The following is an 18,511-nucleotide window of genomic DNA, read 5'->3' as shown; positions in this document are numbered from 1 at the left end:
TTTCTGGATGGCTTTAAAACCGATAGTTTGGTAACGATAGAGAATAAAGAGTGCAAGCAGGCGATTCTTTGCTATCTAAGCAGGAGAATCGCCTAGTGAAGTTTCACATTTTCACAATCTATAGCTGACAAAACAATTAACTCCGATTCCCCAGCCAGCCGAGAAGATAAACGAGGAACTACCCAAAGTAATTGGTTTGCTATCACTGCTAGCACCAGCCGGGGGCGCATGTCAAGAATCGAAACCAGTCAGCATAAAGAGACGCTGCCGTTCGCATTCGCCGATTCAAACTCGGGCGCTCCGCAAACCCTGCGCGAGGCGTTCTGGCGTGAGCGCTGGATGTTTCTGGTTCCGTTAGGGATGCTGCTCGCGTTTACGGCCTTCTGCTATCTGCTGCCGATCGACCTCCGATGCTCTCGCCCTTTCTTTTTGGGCGAACGCTCTGGTTGGCAGGGAGATCGGTGGTTTGTGGAAGATCTGTGTTACTCGGCCAGTCCACTTCCCGGTATTGTCCTGGGAATTGGGGCGATTCTCGTGTTGGTGGTCGCTCGCTGGTCGAAAAAAATTGCCGAACGAAAGGCTGCAGCAGCGTTTTTGCTATGCGTATTGCTCGTAGGTCCGTTGCTGCTGGTGAACGGAGTGATCAAACCGGCGATCAGTCGTCCTCGCCCCAATCAATTGGCCATATTTAGTAGCAACTGTGCTGACAATGCACACTACGTTGGCCCCTGGCAACTGTCAGCCGCGCATGGCAATTCGTTTCCCAGCGGTCATGCGTCAATGGGCTTTGTCTGGATGGCGCCAGCATTTTTTTACTGGCGGCGTAAGCCTTGGATCGCCGCCTTGTGGGTAATCGTGGGATTGGCGTATGGGACGGTAATCGGTTTTTTTCGGATCGCGGTCGGAGCGCATTTCCTCAGTGATATTGTCTGGACCTGCGGAATTGTCTATTTTTCCGGCCTTGCTTTGTACCTTGGTCTTGGCCTCTGGCGGACCGAAGCGTCCCAGCTTCAGTCATCAAACCTCCAGCCATCGAACAAGCTAGACGAGATCACGGCCGCATCCGAAGCGGCTGCTCAGGGCCTGCAACCGGAAGCACAAGCGGCGTAGCCCGCACAAATATGAGGACGATCCAAACCTACGTCGTGTGGGAGGTCTTCAAGATCTTCTTTCTCTGCCTGCTGGCCACCGTTCTCTTGATGGTGGTCGGAGGGGGCTTGAATGAAGGTCTGAAAAAAGGTCTGCCTCCCGGCATCATCCTAGGGATGATGCCGTACTTCGTGCCGGAGATGCTTCGGTTTACGATCCCTGGCTGTTTGTTGTTTGCGATCTGCACTGTCTTTGGCCGGATGTCGGCTTCTAACGAGATCGTGGCTCTGAAATCGGCCGGCATCAATCCGATCGAAATCATCCTGCCGGTCTTGGTTGCGACTTACTTGTTGAGCTTCGTCACGTTTGGGCTGTATGACGTCTGCGCCGGTTGGTCGCGGCCCAATATGCACCGGATCATCATTCAATCGCTGGACGATACCGCGTATAGCATGCTGCGGACGCAAAAGTCCTTCAGCATGCAGGGCTTCTCGGTGCGTGTAAAAGCGGTCGATGGTCGTCGCCTGATCGAACCATTCATTACGGTTCAAACGCCCAACGGCGGCCCAGAAGTAACGCTCACCGCCGAAGAAGCGGAGCTGGAGTCGAACCCCGAAACCGGAGCGTTGCAGGTCGTCTGTCGCAACAGCTATATCGAATCAGGCGACGGCACTAGTTTTACGCAGGTCGAGCCATTTGTCCAACAGATCACCCAACTGGGAACTCTCGATCAAGATTTGAACACTGCATCACCGGCCGCGTTGACTCTGCGGCATATCCCCGGGCAAATAGCTCGCGAGATGCAGTTACTGGACGACACGTTAAACGCGCTGCACATGGGGGGAGATCCCGAAGCGATCGCCAGCGCCGCCGCAGGTCATCAAAAACGCCTGTGGCGATTGCAGGCCGAAAAACAACGTCGCTTATCGAACGGTCTCGGCTGTTTTTGCTTTGCCAGCGTTGGTATTCCGGTGGCGATGTGGCGGCGCACCAGCGACAACGTCTCGACATTCTTCCTCTGCTTTCTCCCAATTTTAGGGATTTACTATCCGCTGTTAGTGACCGGCGAAACGATGGCCCGCGATGGAGTGCTGGCCCCGTATTCTGTTTGGTTAGCTGATGTGGTGCTGTTAGGCATCGGCGGATTATTACTGTGGAAATTAAACCGCAACTGAGCGATTTTTTGATATGAGCGCGACGAACATGGATGTTCCGGCGACCGAAGAAAAGCCCTTTCCCTGGCGCTATGCGACCTGGATGCTAATCGCTGGCCTGTTGGTTTTTCGAATTTTGTATACGGCGTTTGTGCCGCTTGATCTGGTTCATGACGAGGCCTACTACTGGGACTGGTCACGCCAGCTGGATTGGGGCTACTACAGCAAACCGCCGATGATCGCGTGGATCATTGCACTTTCGACCAGCATCCTCGGCGACACCGAATTGGCGGTCCGCTTACCGGCCGCGGTGCTCGGCACGTTGGGACTCGGTTTTGTCTTTCTGCTGGCCGATCGGATGTTTGACGCGAAGTGCGGTTTTTTCGCCGTGCTGCTGTCGGCCCTGACGCCTGGCAATGCGGCGCTCGGTTTGTTGATGACGATTGACGCGCCGTTCCTGTTCTTCTGGGTCGCGGCACTTTATTTTCTGTGGCGTGCTTTGGAAGAAGGCTCCAATACATGGATTTGGTTTCCGCTGACCGCGCTAGCGATTGGGCTCGGTTTGCTCTCGAAGCAGACCACCTTTGGTTTTTTGGCGCTCGGCGGCATGTTTATCTTGATCAGCCGCAAAGATCGTGGCCAATTGGTGCGTCCGGGTTTGTGGATTTGCGCCATAACGGCGATCGCCTTTTTGACGCCGGTGATCATTTGGAACTCGCAGCACGACTGGATTACGGCGCAGCATACCAGCGAACATTTTCAGGCCGAACCATTTGGACCTGTCAAGCGAATCTCCTTGGCGCTTGAATTTATCGGCGGGCTGTTTGGCATTGTTTCACCGGTTACCTTCTTCCTGTTTGCATCGCTGTCATTTACCGGATTGCTGTCGATCCGTTCATTGGATCGTCGAGTGCAATACCTGCTTTGCTTTAGCGCTTTGCCGCTGATGTTGATCGTGGTGCTAAGCTTGAAGCAGCGGATCGAATTGAATTGGCCTGCGCCGGTCTTTCCGGCCGGGATCATCCTGTGCGTCGGTTGGGCGCTGCAAAAAGCGGAGATTCCCTTTCCGCTGGCAGCCGGTGCATTTCATCTTCGCCGAGCCGTCGTCGCGGGGGCGATTTTTACGCTAGCAACTTACGCATTGCCGTTCGCGCTAGGGATGTTTGGCCTAGTCGGTAGCAAAGTCGATCCGATCGTTCGTCTGCGCGGCTGGGAGGAGCTAGGGCAAATTGTTGGCGAAGAAATTCGCAAGGCCGGCGTCCAGGATGATGCACTGATCATCACCACCGGGGGACGCGTCTCGACAGCCGAACTCGCGTTCTATCTGCCGAATCAACCGCGCGTCTACAGTTGGAAAGCAGATGACCAGATTTTGTCTCAGTACGACGTTTGGGGCGGACCGACGCAGGTCGTCGGTCGCACGGCGGTCTTGGTGACGCCGGTCTACCAGACGGTACCTCCCGAACTAGCCGCTGCTTTTTCAAGCGTAGAGAAAATCGGCCGCGTTACCGTAGCGATCAACGCTACGCGCAAACACGAGTTCGACCTCTATCGAGCCGAGAACTTCGCTTATTGGCCTGGTCCGCAAAGCCCGACCATGGTAGCCGATCGCGCGGATAGGTCACCCCGCTAACAGCGAGGTTGGTTTTACAGCAAAACTAGAGCCAATCGAAACAGTAGTAGCTGGATCCCTCACGAATTCGGCTGGACGCATCCATCCAATCCTTTTACGATCCGACCTTGTCTCCAAACTTGGGGATCGATCGCGGGCCGCACTTGTCGTGTCCCCCTGAAATACTGGTGTAGGGTCAGTAGAAAATGGAGTCGAATCGAATGACGCTTTACGAACATCTGCACATGCTGGTCCGCTGTTGGCGCTATCGCTTGCGCTCTGAAGCGCCCGACATCGCTCATCTTGCTCAACTAGACCTCCAAGGTCGTACCGCTATCGATATTGGCGCAAATCGCGGTATCTACTGCTATTGGTTTAGCAAGTTTGTTGGTCCGCAAGGAAAAGTGATTGGCTTTGAGTTGCAGCCTGAGCTGCATGACGCGCTGCAAGGCTTCAAGCGACGCAGCTCGATGCGCAACGTAGAGATCGTCATGAAAGGGCTCTCGAATCAAACGGGGCTGGTTCAGATCAAGCGCGATCACGCTGGGTCGACGGGAGCCCGGATTGATGACCACCCGGTGACGGAATTGTCGCAGAAGGTTCCAACTGGTTACGGTCAAATTGCTCGGCTAGATGACTATTGCCGAGAGCACAACGTCCAGAACATCGGCGTCATCAAGTGCGACGTCGAAGGGCACGAACGCCAGGTATTTGAAGGCGCGGAAGAAACGATCCGCAGTCAGAAACCGATCTTGCTATTCGAAGCCTTCAATAACGCAATCCAATCAGATGGTCTGTTTGACTACCTCGAAAGCCTCGGTTATTCCGGCTACTTCTTTAGCGAGGGGAATCGATACGACGCGCAGGATTTCGCGACGGCGCCGTTCCGGAAATCACATTGCGTCCATCGCAACTACTTTTTCGTTCCGGCAGAAAAAGCGGCGGTGCGTCAAGCTTTTCTGGCCGATCTCGTTGCGGCATAGCCGTTTGGCGGCAAAGTTATGCGGCGACTACTTTTGGTCGTCGCCGGTTTCCAGCACCGCCATAAAAGCCTTTTGCGGGATGTCGACTGAGCCGATCGACTTCATCCGCTTCTTGCCTTCTTTCTGCTTGGCCCACAACTTGCGTTTGCGTGAGATATCGCCGCCGTAGCATTTGGCGGTCACATTCTTGCTGAGCGCTTTGACCGTTTCGCGAGCAATAACGCGCGTCCCGATGGCCGCTTGAATTGCGATTTCGAACATGTGGCGATCGATCTCGCTTTTCAACTTCTTGACGACGGCGCGACCCCGACGGTCGGCGTCGGCTCGATTGCAAATGATCGACAAGGCGTCGACCCGTTTGCCGTTGACCAACATATCCAGCCGCACCAGATCGGCCGGCACGTAGTCACGGATTTCGTAATCCATCGTGCCATAGCCGCGTGTTGCGCTCTTTAACTTGTCATGCAAGTCATAGATCACTTCGGCCAGCGGCAGATCGTACACCAACATCGCCCGCGTCGGCGACAAATATTCGGTTCTAACTTGCACGCCACGGCGCTCGGTGCAGAGTTGCATCACCGGGCCGATAAACTCGCTAGGCTGCAATAGGCTGACTCGCACGATCGGCTGCAGAAACTCTTCGATCTCACCAGCGTCCGGAACATCTTGAGGTTTATGGATCTCAATCTCCTGTCCCTTCTTATTGATGATATGGTACGTCACGTTCGGAGCGGTCTGCACCAAGTCCACGTCTGACTCTTGTTCCAGACGTTGCTGCACAATTTCCATATGCAACAAGCCGAGGAATCCGCAGCGGAAACCAAACCCCAATGCGTCGCTCGTCTCTGGCTCAAAAATAAAGCTGGGATCATTGATCCGCAACTTGTTGAGCGCATCACGCAGTTGCTCAAAGTCTTGGCCATCCGAAGGATAGAGCCCGCAAAACACCATCCGCTTCGGCTCTTGATAGCCGGGCAGCGGTTTCGCCGCGTCAGGGCCGGGGATACTGACGGTATCGCCGATGTTGACTAATTCCAGCGACTTGATGTTGCAAATCAAATAACCGACCTGTCCGGCGCACAGTTCGTCAGTTGCACGCGGCGTGGGGATAAACTGACCAACTTCGGTCACGTCATGAGTCGTTTCGCCGCGCAGGAAGCGAATCTTGTCCCCTTTTTTGACCCGGCCGTTCATCACGCGGACGTAGGTAACGGCGCCGCGAAACTTGTCGTAGTGCGAGTCAAAGACCATCGCCTGTAACACATCTTCGCGTGAACCAATGGGGGCGGGCACGGTTTCGATAATTGCGGCCAACAGCTCTTCGACTCCGGCTCCAGTCTTGCCGCTGATTGCTTGCACTTCGTCCGGCATGATCGCGAGCGTTTGCTCCATCTCTTCGATCACTGCCGCCGGCCGCGCATGCATCAGGTCGATCTTGCTGAGGCACGGGATGATTTTTAGATCGTGGTCCATCGCCATGTAGGCGTTGGCGACCGTTTGGGCTTCGACCCCTTGAAACGCATCGGCCAGCAAGACGGCGCCTTCGCAACAACTAAGCGACCGCGAGACTTCGTACTGGAAGTCCACGTGCCCCGGCGTATCGATCAGGTTCAGTTCGTACTCGTGCCCTTTGTACTTGTAGCGCATCGCGACCGCTTTCGCTTTGATCGTGATGCCGCGTTCGCGCTCTAGATCCATCCCGTCAAGCAGCTGTTCTTTCATCTCGCGCAGCGTTACGGTGCCGGTCTTTTCCATCAGACGATCGGCGAGGGTGCTTTTGCCGTGATCGATATGAGCGATGATGCAGAAGTTGCGAATGTATTGTTGTTCGATCGAGGCCATGGATGTTCCGTACGAAACTGAATGCCGCAGCAACCGCAAAGGGAAGCGGCGTCTGTCCTGTGTGCGCCCGGCGAGAGCCGGCCGGCGCATAGCGACCCCAGTGTTATGGGGAGAACGATTCATTATACACGCCAAGTCGCGTTGGCCGATAGGCGGACGTAGAAGCCGCTTCAGACGCCAATCTGACCGCTTAGGCGCGATAGATTGCCCGCAATCCCCCAATAGCGGCGCTGCCTTAGAAAAGCTGGCAGTCCCAACGACATCCGGCGGCTGCACCACTACAGTAGAAGCGATTCGCCGTTTTATTAGCCACCATTCGAGCTGTCCTCTTATGCCTCTGATCTCTAGTCGTCACGGTTTGGTCTGGGCGATTTGCGCGTTGACTGCTGTAAGTTTCGCCAGTCCCTGTCTCGTGTTGGCGGCGACAAGTGAGTCGGGGCGAGGACTGACGCCGGTCGGGATTCCCAGCATTCTGGTTCTGGCCGCTGTGGTCGCCGGCGGTTTGGCGATTGGTCGAATTTCGCTGCTGGGGATATCATTTGGCTCGGCAGGCGTGTTGTTCGTCGGCCTGATCGCCGGTCACTTCCAAATGCAGATCCCTGCCGGAGCCGGTGAGATTGGCCTCGCCGCGTTCGTGTATTGCGTTGGACTGGGGGCTGGTCCCACTTTCTTCCGTTCTTTGGTCCAAGATGGACGCATGCTGGCGTTGTTAGGCGGTGTTATCGTTTTCAGCGGGGCCGCCACTGCGTGGGGTGTCGGCAAGATGCTGGGATTGCCGGCCGAGTTGGCGAGCGGCATCTTCGCCGGGGCGATGACCAGCACTCCAGCGCTGGGCGCATTGACGACGGCGCTGCCTGGAAGTCCTGATGTGGCGGTCGGTTTTGGCGTTGGATATCCCTTTGGGATTATCGCCGTGGTCGCTTTCGTGCAGGTGCTGCCCAAGCTGTTGGGACGCGATTTAAAGTCCGCTGCCGCGGGCGATCCCGCCGCCGCCGCTTCGCAAATCGTTCGTAAGCTGGTCGAGATTCGGAATCCCTCGATCGTCGGCAAGCGTCCCGGCAGCGTACCGATGTTGGAAGCGTCCAATTGCCAAACTCCGCGGGTGCGAGATGGCGACACGCTGCGTCCGACGCCTGCGGACTTTCAGTTTGAACTTGGCCAGCAGGTGATGCTAGTTGGGCCTGAGGGACGCTTGGCGGTTGTGCTAGACACGCTGGGAGTAGAGGTCGAAGGCGCCGACCAATTGCTGCTCGATGCCGAGCGCCAGCGCCGGCAAATTGTCGCGACGTCGCCGAATGTAGTGGGACGCACCTTGAAAGAGCTGCGGTTGCTCTCGACGTATGGGGTGACGATTACGCGGATTTGCCGTCACGAAGTCGAGTTTGTCCCCTCGGCGATGACCAAGATCGAGTATGGCGATCAGCTAACCGCCGTCGGCAAACCAGAAAACTGGCCTGAGGTCGAACGTCTGGCCGGGCATCGTCCCGGGCTGCTTCAGCAATCGAACCTGCTGTCGCTGGCGATCGGCCTGTTGTTGGGGATTGCGCTGGGCATGTTGCCGGTTTCTATCGGCCGCTTCTCGTTGCAGTTGGGCTTGGCCGGAGGGCCGCTGATGGTTGGCTTGATCTTGGGACACTTTGGGCGACTTGGTCCGCTGGTCGGCCATTTGCCGCGACCGGCTCGCACCGTGTTGATGGAGTCAGGGTTGGCGCTCTTTTTAGCCAGCGCTGGAGTTTCGGCAGGCGGCGGTTTTTTGGCGGTGCTGCAAGTGCAGGGCATTTGGTTATGTGTCGGCGCGGCGGCGGTCGCAGTCGTACCGCTAGCGATCGGCTTTGTATTGGCGGAGTACGTGTTGAAGCTGCGTCTGCTGAAATCGCTTGGCGCGATTTGCGGCGGCATGACATCGACGCCGGGCTTGGCGGCGATTACCTCAAGCACCGACGCGGCCGAACCGGTTGTCGCCTACGTGGCCGCCTACCCGATCGCGCTGGGGCTGGTAACGATTCTAGCGCCGCTGCTGGTCGAATTATTGCGGTAGCTCCGCGGTGAGTTTGTTGCCTATTTGCAACATTGCCCAGAGTGATGAACCAATCGATGGGGCAGGTCGCTTTTCGCCGCGAAAGGGGACCTCTCTGATTTCTTGCTTGGTGTCCGGCGCAATCGCTTCGATAGCGCGAACCCATCGCCGGCGTGTTGTGGTTTTTCAACGCGCGATGATTCTGGGAAACATTGTCGATTGGGTTGAGTTGCCTGCGCTGCTATCACAGGCTGCACTGATTGCTCTGAATGTAGCGATAAAGCGCTCGGCAGACAGCTTAGAAAACTTGAAAGAATTTCTAGTCGCGTAAAGCCCGACGACGTATGATTTTCCAGCGATTAGACGACCCGAGCTGCAAAATAATCCGTTTGAATATGGCGCTGAAATCTGGCAATCTCTAGTAACGAGTTGCCTGTACTCAGGCCGCCCGGCGACGGATTTGCCGCGGCTCGTCAAGCGAGAGGGACTTTGCCCAGAGAACCTCTGGTCGTTTTGATGACCCCCGGTTGAGGAACCGAAACCATGAATCAGATTCACTTAAAATTCGTCTTGGCGGCGCCGTTGTTGGCAGCCGCAGCGTCGCCGACCTTCGCCCAAAGCTGTGCGCCTTGTGGTGGACCCTCCTACAAACTTATCCAGCAGACGGTCTATGAAGATCAGCCCGTCACGGTACGCCGCCTGCAGTATCAAAAAGTTGAGATCCCGAAAGAGGTCACGACTTATCGACCTGTCTGGGAGACGGAAATGCGCGAGCGACGCTTTACTGTCGCCAAGCCGATCACCGAAACTAGTGAACGAGAAGAACGCTACAAGGTGATGAGGCCGATCTGGGAAGAAGAGATTCGCGACCAGAGCTTCAATCAGGTGCGCTACGTCGAAGAGACCGAAATGCGAGAGCGCCGTCAGACGGTCATGCGTCCGGTTCAAGAAACGCAATTTCTCGAACAACAAATTCGCGTGCAGCGTCCCGTTACCGAAACCGTGATGCAGACGCAGACCACCGTGCAGTATACTCCCAGCACGACTCTGCAAACGCAGTTTGTTGATCAAGGACAATTCGTCAATCAAACGGTCTACCAGCCGGGGCCTGTTCGAAATCGCCTTCGCTGGGTAGGTGGAACTAGCTACGTTGATCCGGTTACCGGTCGCGCGATGTGGGACCGTGCTGGTTTGCATTGGGTTCCGGAGCAGCGTCCTGGTACTTTCCAGACGCAACAAGCCTTTGTGCCCAACGTCGTCGCCCAACAGGTTCCGGTCACTACCTTCTTGCCGCAACAAGTAACGCAGCAGATTCCGGTGCAACGCACGCGGATGAGCGAAGAGATCCAAGTTCAACGGATTCCGTTTCAGACCACCCGGTACGAAGCGGTCGAGCAGGTTCAGCAGATTCCGGTTACCGTTCGCCGGCCTGTGGTTGAGCGAGTCGAGAACCAAGTGAGAGTTAAGGTTTGCCGCTGGGTTGAGGAAGAACAGGTCCGCAAGGTCCCGATCACCACGACGCGGATGGTTTACGAAGAGAAAGTGGAGCAAACGCCGGTTCGCGTTCAAAAATGGGTCGCCGAAACCAGCACCGTGGTGGAAACCAAGCTAGAGCCGGTCTGGACCGAGCAGCAGATGGTCAAGCGAACTCCTCGTGTCGTCACCATGCGTGTTCCGCTCGACTCGTTTGGGAATGTCGTGGTCGCTGCTCCGGCTCCGGTCATTACCTCCTATGCTCCGGCCTCCCCTTCGGTTGTTACGCAGAAAGCGCCAACCGCCGCTAAGAAGCCGGCGACCACCAAGGAAGAATCGGAAACGCCGATGGAAGACGTCGATCAAGGCGGCCCCATGGCACCGCTGGATGACGCCAAAAAGCCGAGCTTGACCGAAGAAGAATCGCCGAAGGACAGCGATCCGACCGGCACACCTTCGTTGGATCTCCCGCTCTAGTTGCAGGGGATTCGCCAAACTGACCGAGACCGACCGCCTTTGCTTGCGGTCGGTTTTTTATGCGCATCGGCTTGGTCAACAGCCTGGTTGGCTTGACAGAGATGGTTGTGAGAACAATTATTGTTCGTGCGAACACTTCTCTTCGGAAGCCAACGGCGTGTCCAAATCGATCCTCCAGCAACAGTTAAAAAAGTCAGAGCCGTTCGACTCTTTGCCACAGGAGGCGTACCTGAACTTGCTGCGCACCCATAACATGGTCGCCGCCGCGCCCAGTCAGTTGCTAAAGCAGCATGGCCTTTCCAGCGCCCAGTACAACGTCCTGCGCATTTTGGAAGCGGCCGAAGCGCCCGGGCTCCCCTGTCTCGAAATCGTCAGTCGGATGGTGACTCGGGTTCCTGATATCACCCGGCTGATCGACCGATTGAAAGACGCCGGACTGGTCTCGCGAACTCGCTCACAGACCGATCGCCGCGTGATCCGAATCAAGCTCACCAAAAAGGGATCTGCGCTGATCGAGGAATTGTCGGAACCGCTGATCGACATCCACCAGCAAAACCTCGGGCACATGACCAAAGCCGAACTAGTCGAGCTGAATCGCTTGTTAGTAAAAGCCCGCGAAGCGGCAGAAGCCGGCAAAGTAGGGCAGCCCTTGGCCTGATGAAGGCGCGGACAGCGGCGTCATCGTTTAGAATTCGGGAGTCTGACCATCGTGATGTGGCAATGCCGCGAGTTCCGTTTTTCATGCACTCTCGACTTGAACAGCTCGCCCGCCACTGTATCGCGCCAGCGATCTTGATCACGCTATTTCTAATCGTCAGCTATTTCGTCGAGCTATTAACCTTCTCTAACACGCATGCGATCTTTCTGTGGATGCATGACACCGGCGAGTTTGGGTCGGTAGCACATCAGCATCGCTTGGCGCTGCCGATGTGGTCTTTTCCGCTGGCGATCTTGGCGGTTCTGGCGTTGTTGACGTTTCTTAGCTACGGCTTGCTTCGTCGTCGGACACGGGCAGATCCTGCTCTGCACGCCGATTTAGTTCGCACCGAGGATCGCGATTCCCTAAAATAATCAAGGACTTACCTTAGTGCTTGATTGAGCTTCACGGGGGCGCTCTGAAATGAAGACTTTGCTGCTTACGTTAACACTGTTGTGGACGCTGCTCTTCGGTAGTTTCGCGCATGCCCAAGGCTGGGGGACGATCAAAGGGAGATTTATCGTCGATGGCAAAGTCCAAATGCCGGAATCGTTAACTATGATTCCGGCCGGCATCGGAGCACCGATCCGAATCCCCAATCAAAATCTGATTGTTGGACCTGGGGGTGAATTGCAAAACGCCTGCCTTTGGCTGATCGTTCCGCATGGCGACGAATATCCGCAACCGCATCCTGATTACGCCCAAACGGGCCACGACGAAATTGAAATCCAAATCAACGGCTTTGCACTCCAGCCGTATGTGACGCTGCTGAGAACCTCCCAGGTTGCTCGCTTTCACAATCTCGATCCCATCGCTCACCACCTCCGGATTCATGGATTTTTGAATCCTCTCGCAGAACTGGCCGTACCGCCCAGCAAGAAAGTCAAGCAAGCCTTGCCGCTTGAAGAACGCGTGCCGTCGATCATTAACAGTTCCAAAATTCCAGGCATGGAAGGCTTTCTCCTCATCCGCACTTCGCCCTATGCCGCGGTTTCCGATGAAAGTGGCGCCTTCGAGATCGCCAATGTTCCGGCTGGCAGATGGACCTTTCAGTTCTGGCATGCCAGCGGCGGTTACCTGTCACAGCTCACGTTGCTGGGACAAGCTCGAAATGAGAGTCGCGGCAAGCACAAGATCGAAGTCATGGATGGCAAAGTCACCAATCTTGGTGAGATCGTCATCCCAGCAAAAAGCTTGCAGTAGCTTTTGGTGGTCTATACGGCTGCGCCGATGCTGCTGGCGTTAGATCGGCTCTCGCCTTTTGGCGTTGTTTCTAGGCAATGCAAGGTGAATTTCCCCTCCAATGGGAAAGCATCCATGCGGCTAAGTGAAAAAAGATTGAAAAAACGGTATTATTGTGGCAAATTCGCCTAATAAATTTGTCGGCAAATTTGTAAAATAAATCTCCTCTTCATTGCGGCCGTTTACGGGCCAGATGGCCACACAATTAGAAGGTAAGGCTTGATCGGCAAGCATACCGGTAACCCGAAAACCGATTGCTTTCACTGATCGGCAGGTTACTTCCACGCCGATGCTGGTAATTATCACGACTTATCTGCGGTTATTAACGATTGTGACCTGCTCTGGTAGGCGCCGCATTCGTATTTCATTTTCTCTTCTCTTCCGTCACTGAGGTATCTGTATGTCCAGTTCTTGTCAGCCGCACCCCAATCGCCGGACCGGTTTTACGCTGGTCGAATTGCTGGTTGTTATCGCGATTATCGGGGTTTTGATTGCGTTGTTGTTGCCCGCGGTTCAGCAGGCTCGTGAAGCGGCTCGCCGGATGACCTGCTCTAACCATCTGAAGCAGCTTGGCTTAGCACTGCACAACTACCACGACACCAACAACAGCTTTCCCTACGGATCGCGCGGGACCAGTAACGCTGTTGGTTGGCACGTTGCGATCCTGCCGTTTATTGAGCAGGGGAATGTTTACGATCAGATGGACATGACGGTCAACTACGATACCGGCGTAAACGCTCCATTTCGCTCGACTCGGATGGATGCCTTTCTTTGCCCCAGCGGCACCAAAGAAAAAGCGGACGACAACACCGCCTACTTCACCACGCATTATTACGGAGTGATGGGGCCAACCGGAACTAATCCACAGTCTGGCGTCGCCTACAAAGAGAATACCGGCGTCAGTCACGGCGGCTTCTCAAGAGAAGGAATTTGGTACCACGAAGAAGTTCGCAAGATGCGCGATATGCTGGACGGCACCAGCAACACGTTCGCGTTTGGTGAAATTTCCTGGACCGACCGCAACGGCAAGGCGACCCGTTATCGTCCTTGGACGCGCGGCGGCAGGACCAACGAATTTATGGCGCCGTGCAAAAATATTGCTCAGCCAATCAATGCCGACTACACCACGTTGTTTAACGACATGAGCTACGGCAGCAATCACCCCGGCGGTTGCATGTTTGCACAGGGAGACGCGTCGGTTCGCTTTGTTGCCGAGACAGTCAACTATGACACGTTGCTATCGATGGCTAGCTGTGCCGGCGGCGAATCGGCGACGCTCGACTAAGTCTTCGCTACTGCGGCATGGACTTTCTCTCACATTCTTCTCGTTAGAGACCTAATATGATGACTCGCTTTTGCGTCGCCTGTGCGTTGGGTGCGGTGGTGATCCTTTTTTCCAGCGGTTGCGGCTCTTCCGAGCCGTCGGGATTAGTGGCCGCCGGAACCGTCACCTACAAAGGGGCGCCGGTTCCTCGCGGTTCGATCCTGCTTAGCCCTGACTCGTCCAAAGGACATAGCGGTCCGGCGATTTCGACGGACATCGTCAATGGCGCTTTTGATACCGAACTAGCGAAGCAGCGTCTGACCGTTGGCGCTTATCGCGTTCGCATTGACGGCTTTGACGGCAATGCACAGCCCGATCAAGAGCTGCCTTACGGCAAACAGATCTTCGCAGAGTTCACGACTTCGATCGAAGTGACCGATCAGAACGTCAAAAGTATCGAAATCGAAGTGAAGAAATAGTCGGCCGACAACTACAGCGGTTGATCAAAATTTCGATCAAGGGGGATCCTCCAAGCGGAGTTCCCCCTTTTTTTGTAGTGCGTATCGCGGGCTGAGCTTTGCGTCACTACGACAGACGCGTGACTACTTCACTCAGGGATTGGATCACCGCTGCCGGTGCAATGTCATCGGGAGCTTTCGCGTTGCGAGACAGAAAAAGGGCCTGATAGCCGGCCGTTATCGCGCCGTGATAGTCATTGCGGGGATCATCGCCGACCAGCAAGATTTGGTGCGGCTGCAGCTGAAGCACTTTGGCGATGGAGCCAAAATAATGGGGGCTCGGCTTGGCCCAGCCCACTTCAGAAGAGACGAACAGCATCGCTTCGGCGAGGCCGGGCCAATGGCTGGCGATGGCGCGTAACCGCTGGTCAAAGTTAGACGCCAAACCAACTTGGTATCGCTTGCGTAGCTTTTCCAGCGTCGGCAACGCGTCTTCGTAAACGTTCCAATGGCTGGGCTGCGCGAAGTCAGTCCAGATGCGATTCAAGATGGGGCTTGTGTCGCTGGTTTCGACGAAGACATGAGCCACAATCTGTCGCCACCCCTCACGTTCGAGAGCTTCGTCAGTACGCAGGTCGGAGGATACCGCGTGCCGGATCTGCGCTTCGCGAAAACGAGTATGGATCGTCTCGATCGGCAAGTCGCATCCGTTGGCGACGCCTGCCGCCTGATAGACGGCAGCGACGCTGGGGTAAGGATGAATCAACGTCCCCACTGCATCAAACAAGACGCAGCGGATTAAATTAGGAGAATCAAGCACGGCAACCTTATCCCGTAATCAACGGCAAGAAGCGATTGATATCGAGTCCGATGACGCAGATCATTAGCAACAGCACAAACGCGAAGCCAGCGAAGGTGAGTCGCATCATCCACTTTTCGTCGAGCGGTTTGCCACGGATTCCTTCGTACAACAGAAAGACCATGTGCCCGCCGTCGAGCACCGGAATCGGCATGAAGTTAATGACCGCCAAGTTGGCGCTGATCAGCGTCAAGAACAGGAGGAGTCGTCCGACCCCTTGAGACGATTCGCTGGTAGCGACGGCCAAGATTGTGCCGGGGCCACCGAAGCCGGCCAACGGCACTTTGCCCGTCACCAGTTTGCGAAGCATCATAAAGACCTGTCCCATACCGCTGGCTGTCTCCTGAAAGCCAAGTCCAACGGCTTCGCCAATCGATTTGGCGACGTAGATCGGACTTGGAGAGACAAAAACCAAGTAGCGCTGCGCGATAAACTGATCCTGCGAGTCGACCGGAGTAATCAACGCCGTTTGCGTCTCATTGGTTCCTTCACGATTGTAAATCACTTCGACTGGCACGCCGGCAGGCAAGTATTGAAACGCGGCGTCAAACGCATCTTGCCAAGCAAGCTTGTCTTCGATGATTTTGATCGGCTTGTCGTCTTTCGGCCATGAGAAGGCCATCTTTCTTTGCGAGTCGGTCGGTCTTAGCTTGAGAGTCCGAATCTCGTCGCCCGATTCAATTCCGGCTGCTGCGGCAGGGCTATCGGGCAGGATCTGCGCGACCCGATTGGTCAGCGAGTACGTGATGCCCAGCATGTCGATCGCTAGTTCGCTGCCAAAACCGCTTTGCGTGTTGTACTGCTCAGGCTGACGCATCGGGATCAAGAAAGTCTTCTCTTCCCCGTTCCGTAGCACCACTACATCGACCGTTTGTCCGGCGTACTTGGCCGCGCGTGTCGCCAAGGTGTACCCGTCAGCGGCCGGCACATCACCGATCGAGACCAGTTTGTCACCGGTCTTCAGGCCTTGGGTCTCGGCAGGCGAGCCTGTTTGAATGTTCAGGATCGGCGTCAACTCCATCACCAGGCCGGTTTGACGATAGGGAGTCGGCGGCACTTCGATTTCGTAGGTGGTTTTGGTCGCCTGTTCGCCTGCTCCTTCGGAATGCTCGAGCTTGAGCTTTAGCACGTCCGTCGCATGCGTCGCAAGGATGTTTTGCCAGTGGATGAAACTATCGATGGGCTGGCCATCGACTTCGACCAGCAGATCGCCGGTGGTTAGTTTCGACATCCAGTCAGGTTTACCGGCCAGCAATGCGAATTCATCACTAGGTTTGGCCACTTTCAAGGTGTTTTCGGGCGAAATACCAAGCAGCGGAAAGTCGGCCTTGGGAAACGGCTTTTTCGGCGTGACGTCAAAGTCGATCGTCTCGTCACCGCGGCGAATCATAATCGGCATCGGCTTTTCGTCGCCGTTCATCACCACGGCAAGCGTCAAGTCTTTGCGGAAGCGGAGCGTCTCGTTGGGCTCGGCGCCGGGGGTTACCGCCAAAATTTTGTCACCAGGACGGATGCCGGCGATCCAGGCCGGGCCACCGGGCTGAGCATAGGCGACATCGCACGGCATGTAGCTGACGCCGATCATGTAGGCGATCGCGGCAAAGATCACCGCCGAAATCACGTTGAACGTCACCCCTGCCGAGATGATCATCATGCGTTGCGGCACCGACTTGGCCAGATAGCTGCGGGGATCATGCTGACCCGACTCGCCACCTGCTTTGGAACGTGCGATCTCTTCTTCGGAGGCGGCCGGATTGTCATCCTGCCCTAGCATCTTGACATATCCGCCTAGCGGAATGGTGCCGATGCCGTATTCGGTTTCGCCCCACTGCTTTTTCCAGAGTGCGCTAAACTTCCAAGGTCCGATCGAAATCGGTGCGTCAAAACCAACGTAAAATTTTTCGCACTTCACTCCACAGGCCTTCGCGGCCAGAAAGTGCCCGAGCTCGTGAATAAAAATCACCAGCCCAAGTCCAGCGACGCCCATGGCGAAATAGCCGAGGTTGGTCAAAATGCCCAGAAAATTGGTATCGGCTAACAGCACGTAATCCACGCGGAAACCTCCCTACGCGCCCATGTGTCGAGCGCGAGTAGTTGATCAATCGTTGGGGTAGGGTCAAAGTCGTGATTGTCTAAAGCGGCACGACATGCCCTAGGTATATCAGTGAATGAGATCTGGCCATCAAGAAAACTCTGTACGGCCGCTTCGTTCGCGGCGTTCAGGACCGCTCCGGTCGTTCCCCCGCTCTCGGCCGCTTCTTTTCCCAGCAACAGCGCCGGAAAGCGGTCAAAGTCTGGCGGTTCAAATTCCCAGTTGGTCGCGATGCTGAAGTCTAGCCTTCGAGTCGGGCCAGGGAAGCGTTGCGGAAACGACATTGCATATTGTATCGGTAATTTCATGTCCGGGGGGCTCAATTGCGCCACTACCGAACCATCCACAAATTCAACCAGCGAATGTACCACTGATTGGGGGTGGACTACGACTTCAATCTTGTCGGCCGGTAGATCAAACAACCAGCGAGCCTCGATTATCTCTAGCGCCTTATTCATCATGGTCGCTGAGTCGACTGTAATCTTACGCCCCATCTTCCAAGTTGGATGATTTAATGCCTCGGCGATGGTCACTTGTTCCAATTGCGCCAGGCTGTGATGTCGAAATGGACCTCCGGATGCGGTCAAAATGATTCGCGACACCTCATCGGGTTGTCCAGCCTGCAACGCCTGAAAGATGGCGCTATGCTCGCTATCGACCGGCAAAATTTGGGCCTGTCGCTCGGCAGCCAGTCGCATCGCCAATCCGCCGGCCAGGACCAAGGTCTCTTTATTGGCCAGCGCAACTCGCTTGCCTGCTTCGATTGCAGCCCAGGTTCCTTCTAGTCCGGCGCGGCCGACAATTGCGGCTACCACGATGTCGACATCGGCATGACCTACCAGCTCTGCGATCGCTTCGGGGCCGGTCCGCAGTTCGGTTTCTGGCGGCAGATCGGACCAATCGCGGGTTGCCGCGGCGGCCGCATCGGTAGCAACAACATAGCGCGGGACAAACTGTCGCGCTGCGGTGGCCAGCTCATCTAGTTTTTGGTGCGCCGTCAACAGGTAGCAGCTGTAGCGCCCCTGGGAAGCCGCAATCACGTCAAGCGTGCTACGTCCAACGCTGCCGGTAGCGCCAAGCAGGGCAACTGTTTGAGGGTGGGCCGGCATGTCGACGGTTCGATCGGGTGGAATAGGGGGATATTTGGATGGCTGCTAGCGACGCCAAACGCGGCGCATTCGCTACTAGCCGTCTAGGTGGACCAGCGCGAAAAATGCTTGCTGCATTCTATTAAAACCGCTGGATTGCGCCA

Annotated in this window: 15 protein-coding genes; 11 read left to right on the top strand and 4 right to left on the bottom strand. The window is 55.8% G+C overall.

The genetic code is table 11. From position 1 onward, the window contains the following. Positions 1 to 228: 228 nt before the first annotated feature. The 4 genes from SH421x_RS24945 (at position 229) to SH421x_RS24930 (ending at position 4,838) form a co-directional block, all read left to right on the top strand. On the top strand, positions 229 to 1,110 hold the full coding sequence (locus SH421x_RS24945) for a phosphatase PAP2 family protein (protein WP_488852734.1): 882 nt from the start codon (positions 229 to 231) through the stop codon (positions 1,108 to 1,110). An 11-nt stretch (positions 1,111 to 1,121) separates the two neighbouring features. Next, on the top strand, positions 1,122 to 2,264 hold the full coding sequence (locus SH421x_RS24940; protein ID WP_488852733.1) for an LptF/LptG family permease: 1,143 nt from the start codon (positions 1,122 to 1,124) through the stop codon (positions 2,262 to 2,264). A gap of 13 nt (positions 2,265 to 2,277) precedes the next feature. Next, complete coding sequence (locus SH421x_RS24935) at positions 2,278 to 3,876, top strand: ArnT family glycosyltransferase (RefSeq protein WP_488852732.1); 1,599 nt, start codon at positions 2,278 to 2,280, stop codon at positions 3,874 to 3,876. Between the two features lie 200 nt (positions 3,877 to 4,076). Beyond that, a complete protein-coding gene (locus tag SH421x_RS24930; protein WP_488852731.1) occupies positions 4,077 to 4,838 on the top strand; it encodes an FkbM family methyltransferase in 762 nt (253 codons plus the stop codon). A gap of 27 nt (positions 4,839 to 4,865) precedes the next feature. Here the strand turns inward: SH421x_RS24930 and lepA are convergent, their stop codons facing one another. Beyond that, positions 4,866 to 6,680 (bottom strand): translation elongation factor 4, encoded by a 1,815-nt coding sequence (gene lepA / locus SH421x_RS24925; protein ID WP_488852730.1) that lies wholly within the window; start codon positions 6,678 to 6,680, stop codon positions 4,866 to 4,868. Between the two features lie 331 nt (positions 6,681 to 7,011). On the opposite strand from lepA, the gene SH421x_RS24920 reads away from it, so the two are divergent. The 7 genes from SH421x_RS24920 to SH421x_RS24890 all read left to right on the top strand — a co-directional run bounded on the left by SH421x_RS24920 (position 7,012) and on the right by SH421x_RS24890 (position 14,329). Then, positions 7,012 to 8,718: an aspartate:alanine exchanger family transporter gene (locus SH421x_RS24920; RefSeq protein ID WP_488852729.1), complete on the top strand. Its 1,707-nt coding sequence runs from the start codon at positions 7,012 to 7,014 to the stop codon at positions 8,716 to 8,718. Positions 8,719 to 9,240: 522 nt separating this feature from the next. Further along, complete coding sequence (locus SH421x_RS24915) at positions 9,241 to 10,647, top strand: hypothetical protein (protein ID WP_488852728.1); 1,407 nt, start codon at positions 9,241 to 9,243, stop codon at positions 10,645 to 10,647. Positions 10,648 to 10,804: 157 nt separating this feature from the next. Continuing rightward, entirely contained in the window at positions 10,805 to 11,305 is a 501-nt protein-coding gene (locus SH421x_RS24910) for a MarR family winged helix-turn-helix transcriptional regulator (protein ID WP_488852727.1), read from the top strand. Positions 11,306 to 11,388: 83 nt separating this feature from the next. Then, complete coding sequence (locus SH421x_RS24905; RefSeq protein WP_488852726.1) at positions 11,389 to 11,718, top strand: hypothetical protein; 330 nt, start codon at positions 11,389 to 11,391, stop codon at positions 11,716 to 11,718. A gap of 49 nt (positions 11,719 to 11,767) precedes the next feature. Beyond that, complete coding sequence (locus SH421x_RS24900; RefSeq protein WP_488852725.1) at positions 11,768 to 12,547, top strand: hypothetical protein; 780 nt, start codon at positions 11,768 to 11,770, stop codon at positions 12,545 to 12,547. Positions 12,548 to 12,986: 439 nt separating this feature from the next. After that, positions 12,987 to 13,871, top strand: coding sequence for a DUF1559 family PulG-like putative transporter (locus tag SH421x_RS24895; protein ID WP_488852724.1), 885 nt, complete (start codon positions 12,987 to 12,989; stop codon positions 13,869 to 13,871). 56 nt (positions 13,872 to 13,927) lie between these two features. Beyond that, positions 13,928 to 14,329 carry a hypothetical protein gene (locus SH421x_RS24890; RefSeq protein WP_488852723.1) on the top strand — a complete coding sequence of 134 codons (402 nt, stop codon included), beginning with the start codon at positions 13,928 to 13,930 and terminating at the stop codon, positions 14,327 to 14,329. A gap of 106 nt (positions 14,330 to 14,435) precedes the next feature. Here the strand turns inward: SH421x_RS24890 and SH421x_RS24885 are convergent, their stop codons facing one another. From SH421x_RS24885 to dxr, 3 genes are read right to left on the bottom strand one after another with little or no spacing between them, the layout of a single operon-like run. Continuing rightward, positions 14,436 to 15,128 carry an HAD-IA family hydrolase gene (locus tag SH421x_RS24885; protein WP_488852722.1) on the bottom strand — a complete coding sequence of 231 codons (693 nt, stop codon included), beginning with the start codon at positions 15,126 to 15,128 and terminating at the stop codon, positions 14,436 to 14,438. A 7-nt stretch (positions 15,129 to 15,135) separates the two neighbouring features. Further along, the gene (locus tag SH421x_RS24880) at positions 15,136 to 17,220 is read right to left on the bottom strand and encodes a site-2 protease family protein (protein WP_488852721.1); all 2,085 of its coding nucleotides are present in this window, start codon (positions 17,218 to 17,220) and stop codon (positions 15,136 to 15,138) included. After that, positions 17,202 to 18,368, bottom strand: a complete 1,167-nt coding sequence (gene dxr, locus SH421x_RS24875; protein WP_488852719.1) for a 1-deoxy-D-xylulose-5-phosphate reductoisomerase — start codon at positions 18,366 to 18,368, stop codon at positions 17,202 to 17,204. The genes SH421x_RS24880 and dxr overlap by 19 nt, the downstream gene beginning before the upstream one ends. Positions 18,369 to 18,511 lie beyond the last annotated feature (143 nt).

Source organism: Blastopirellula sp. SH421 (genome assembly GCF_057808535.1).
This window is presented reverse-complemented; position numbering and strand designations above follow the sequence as displayed.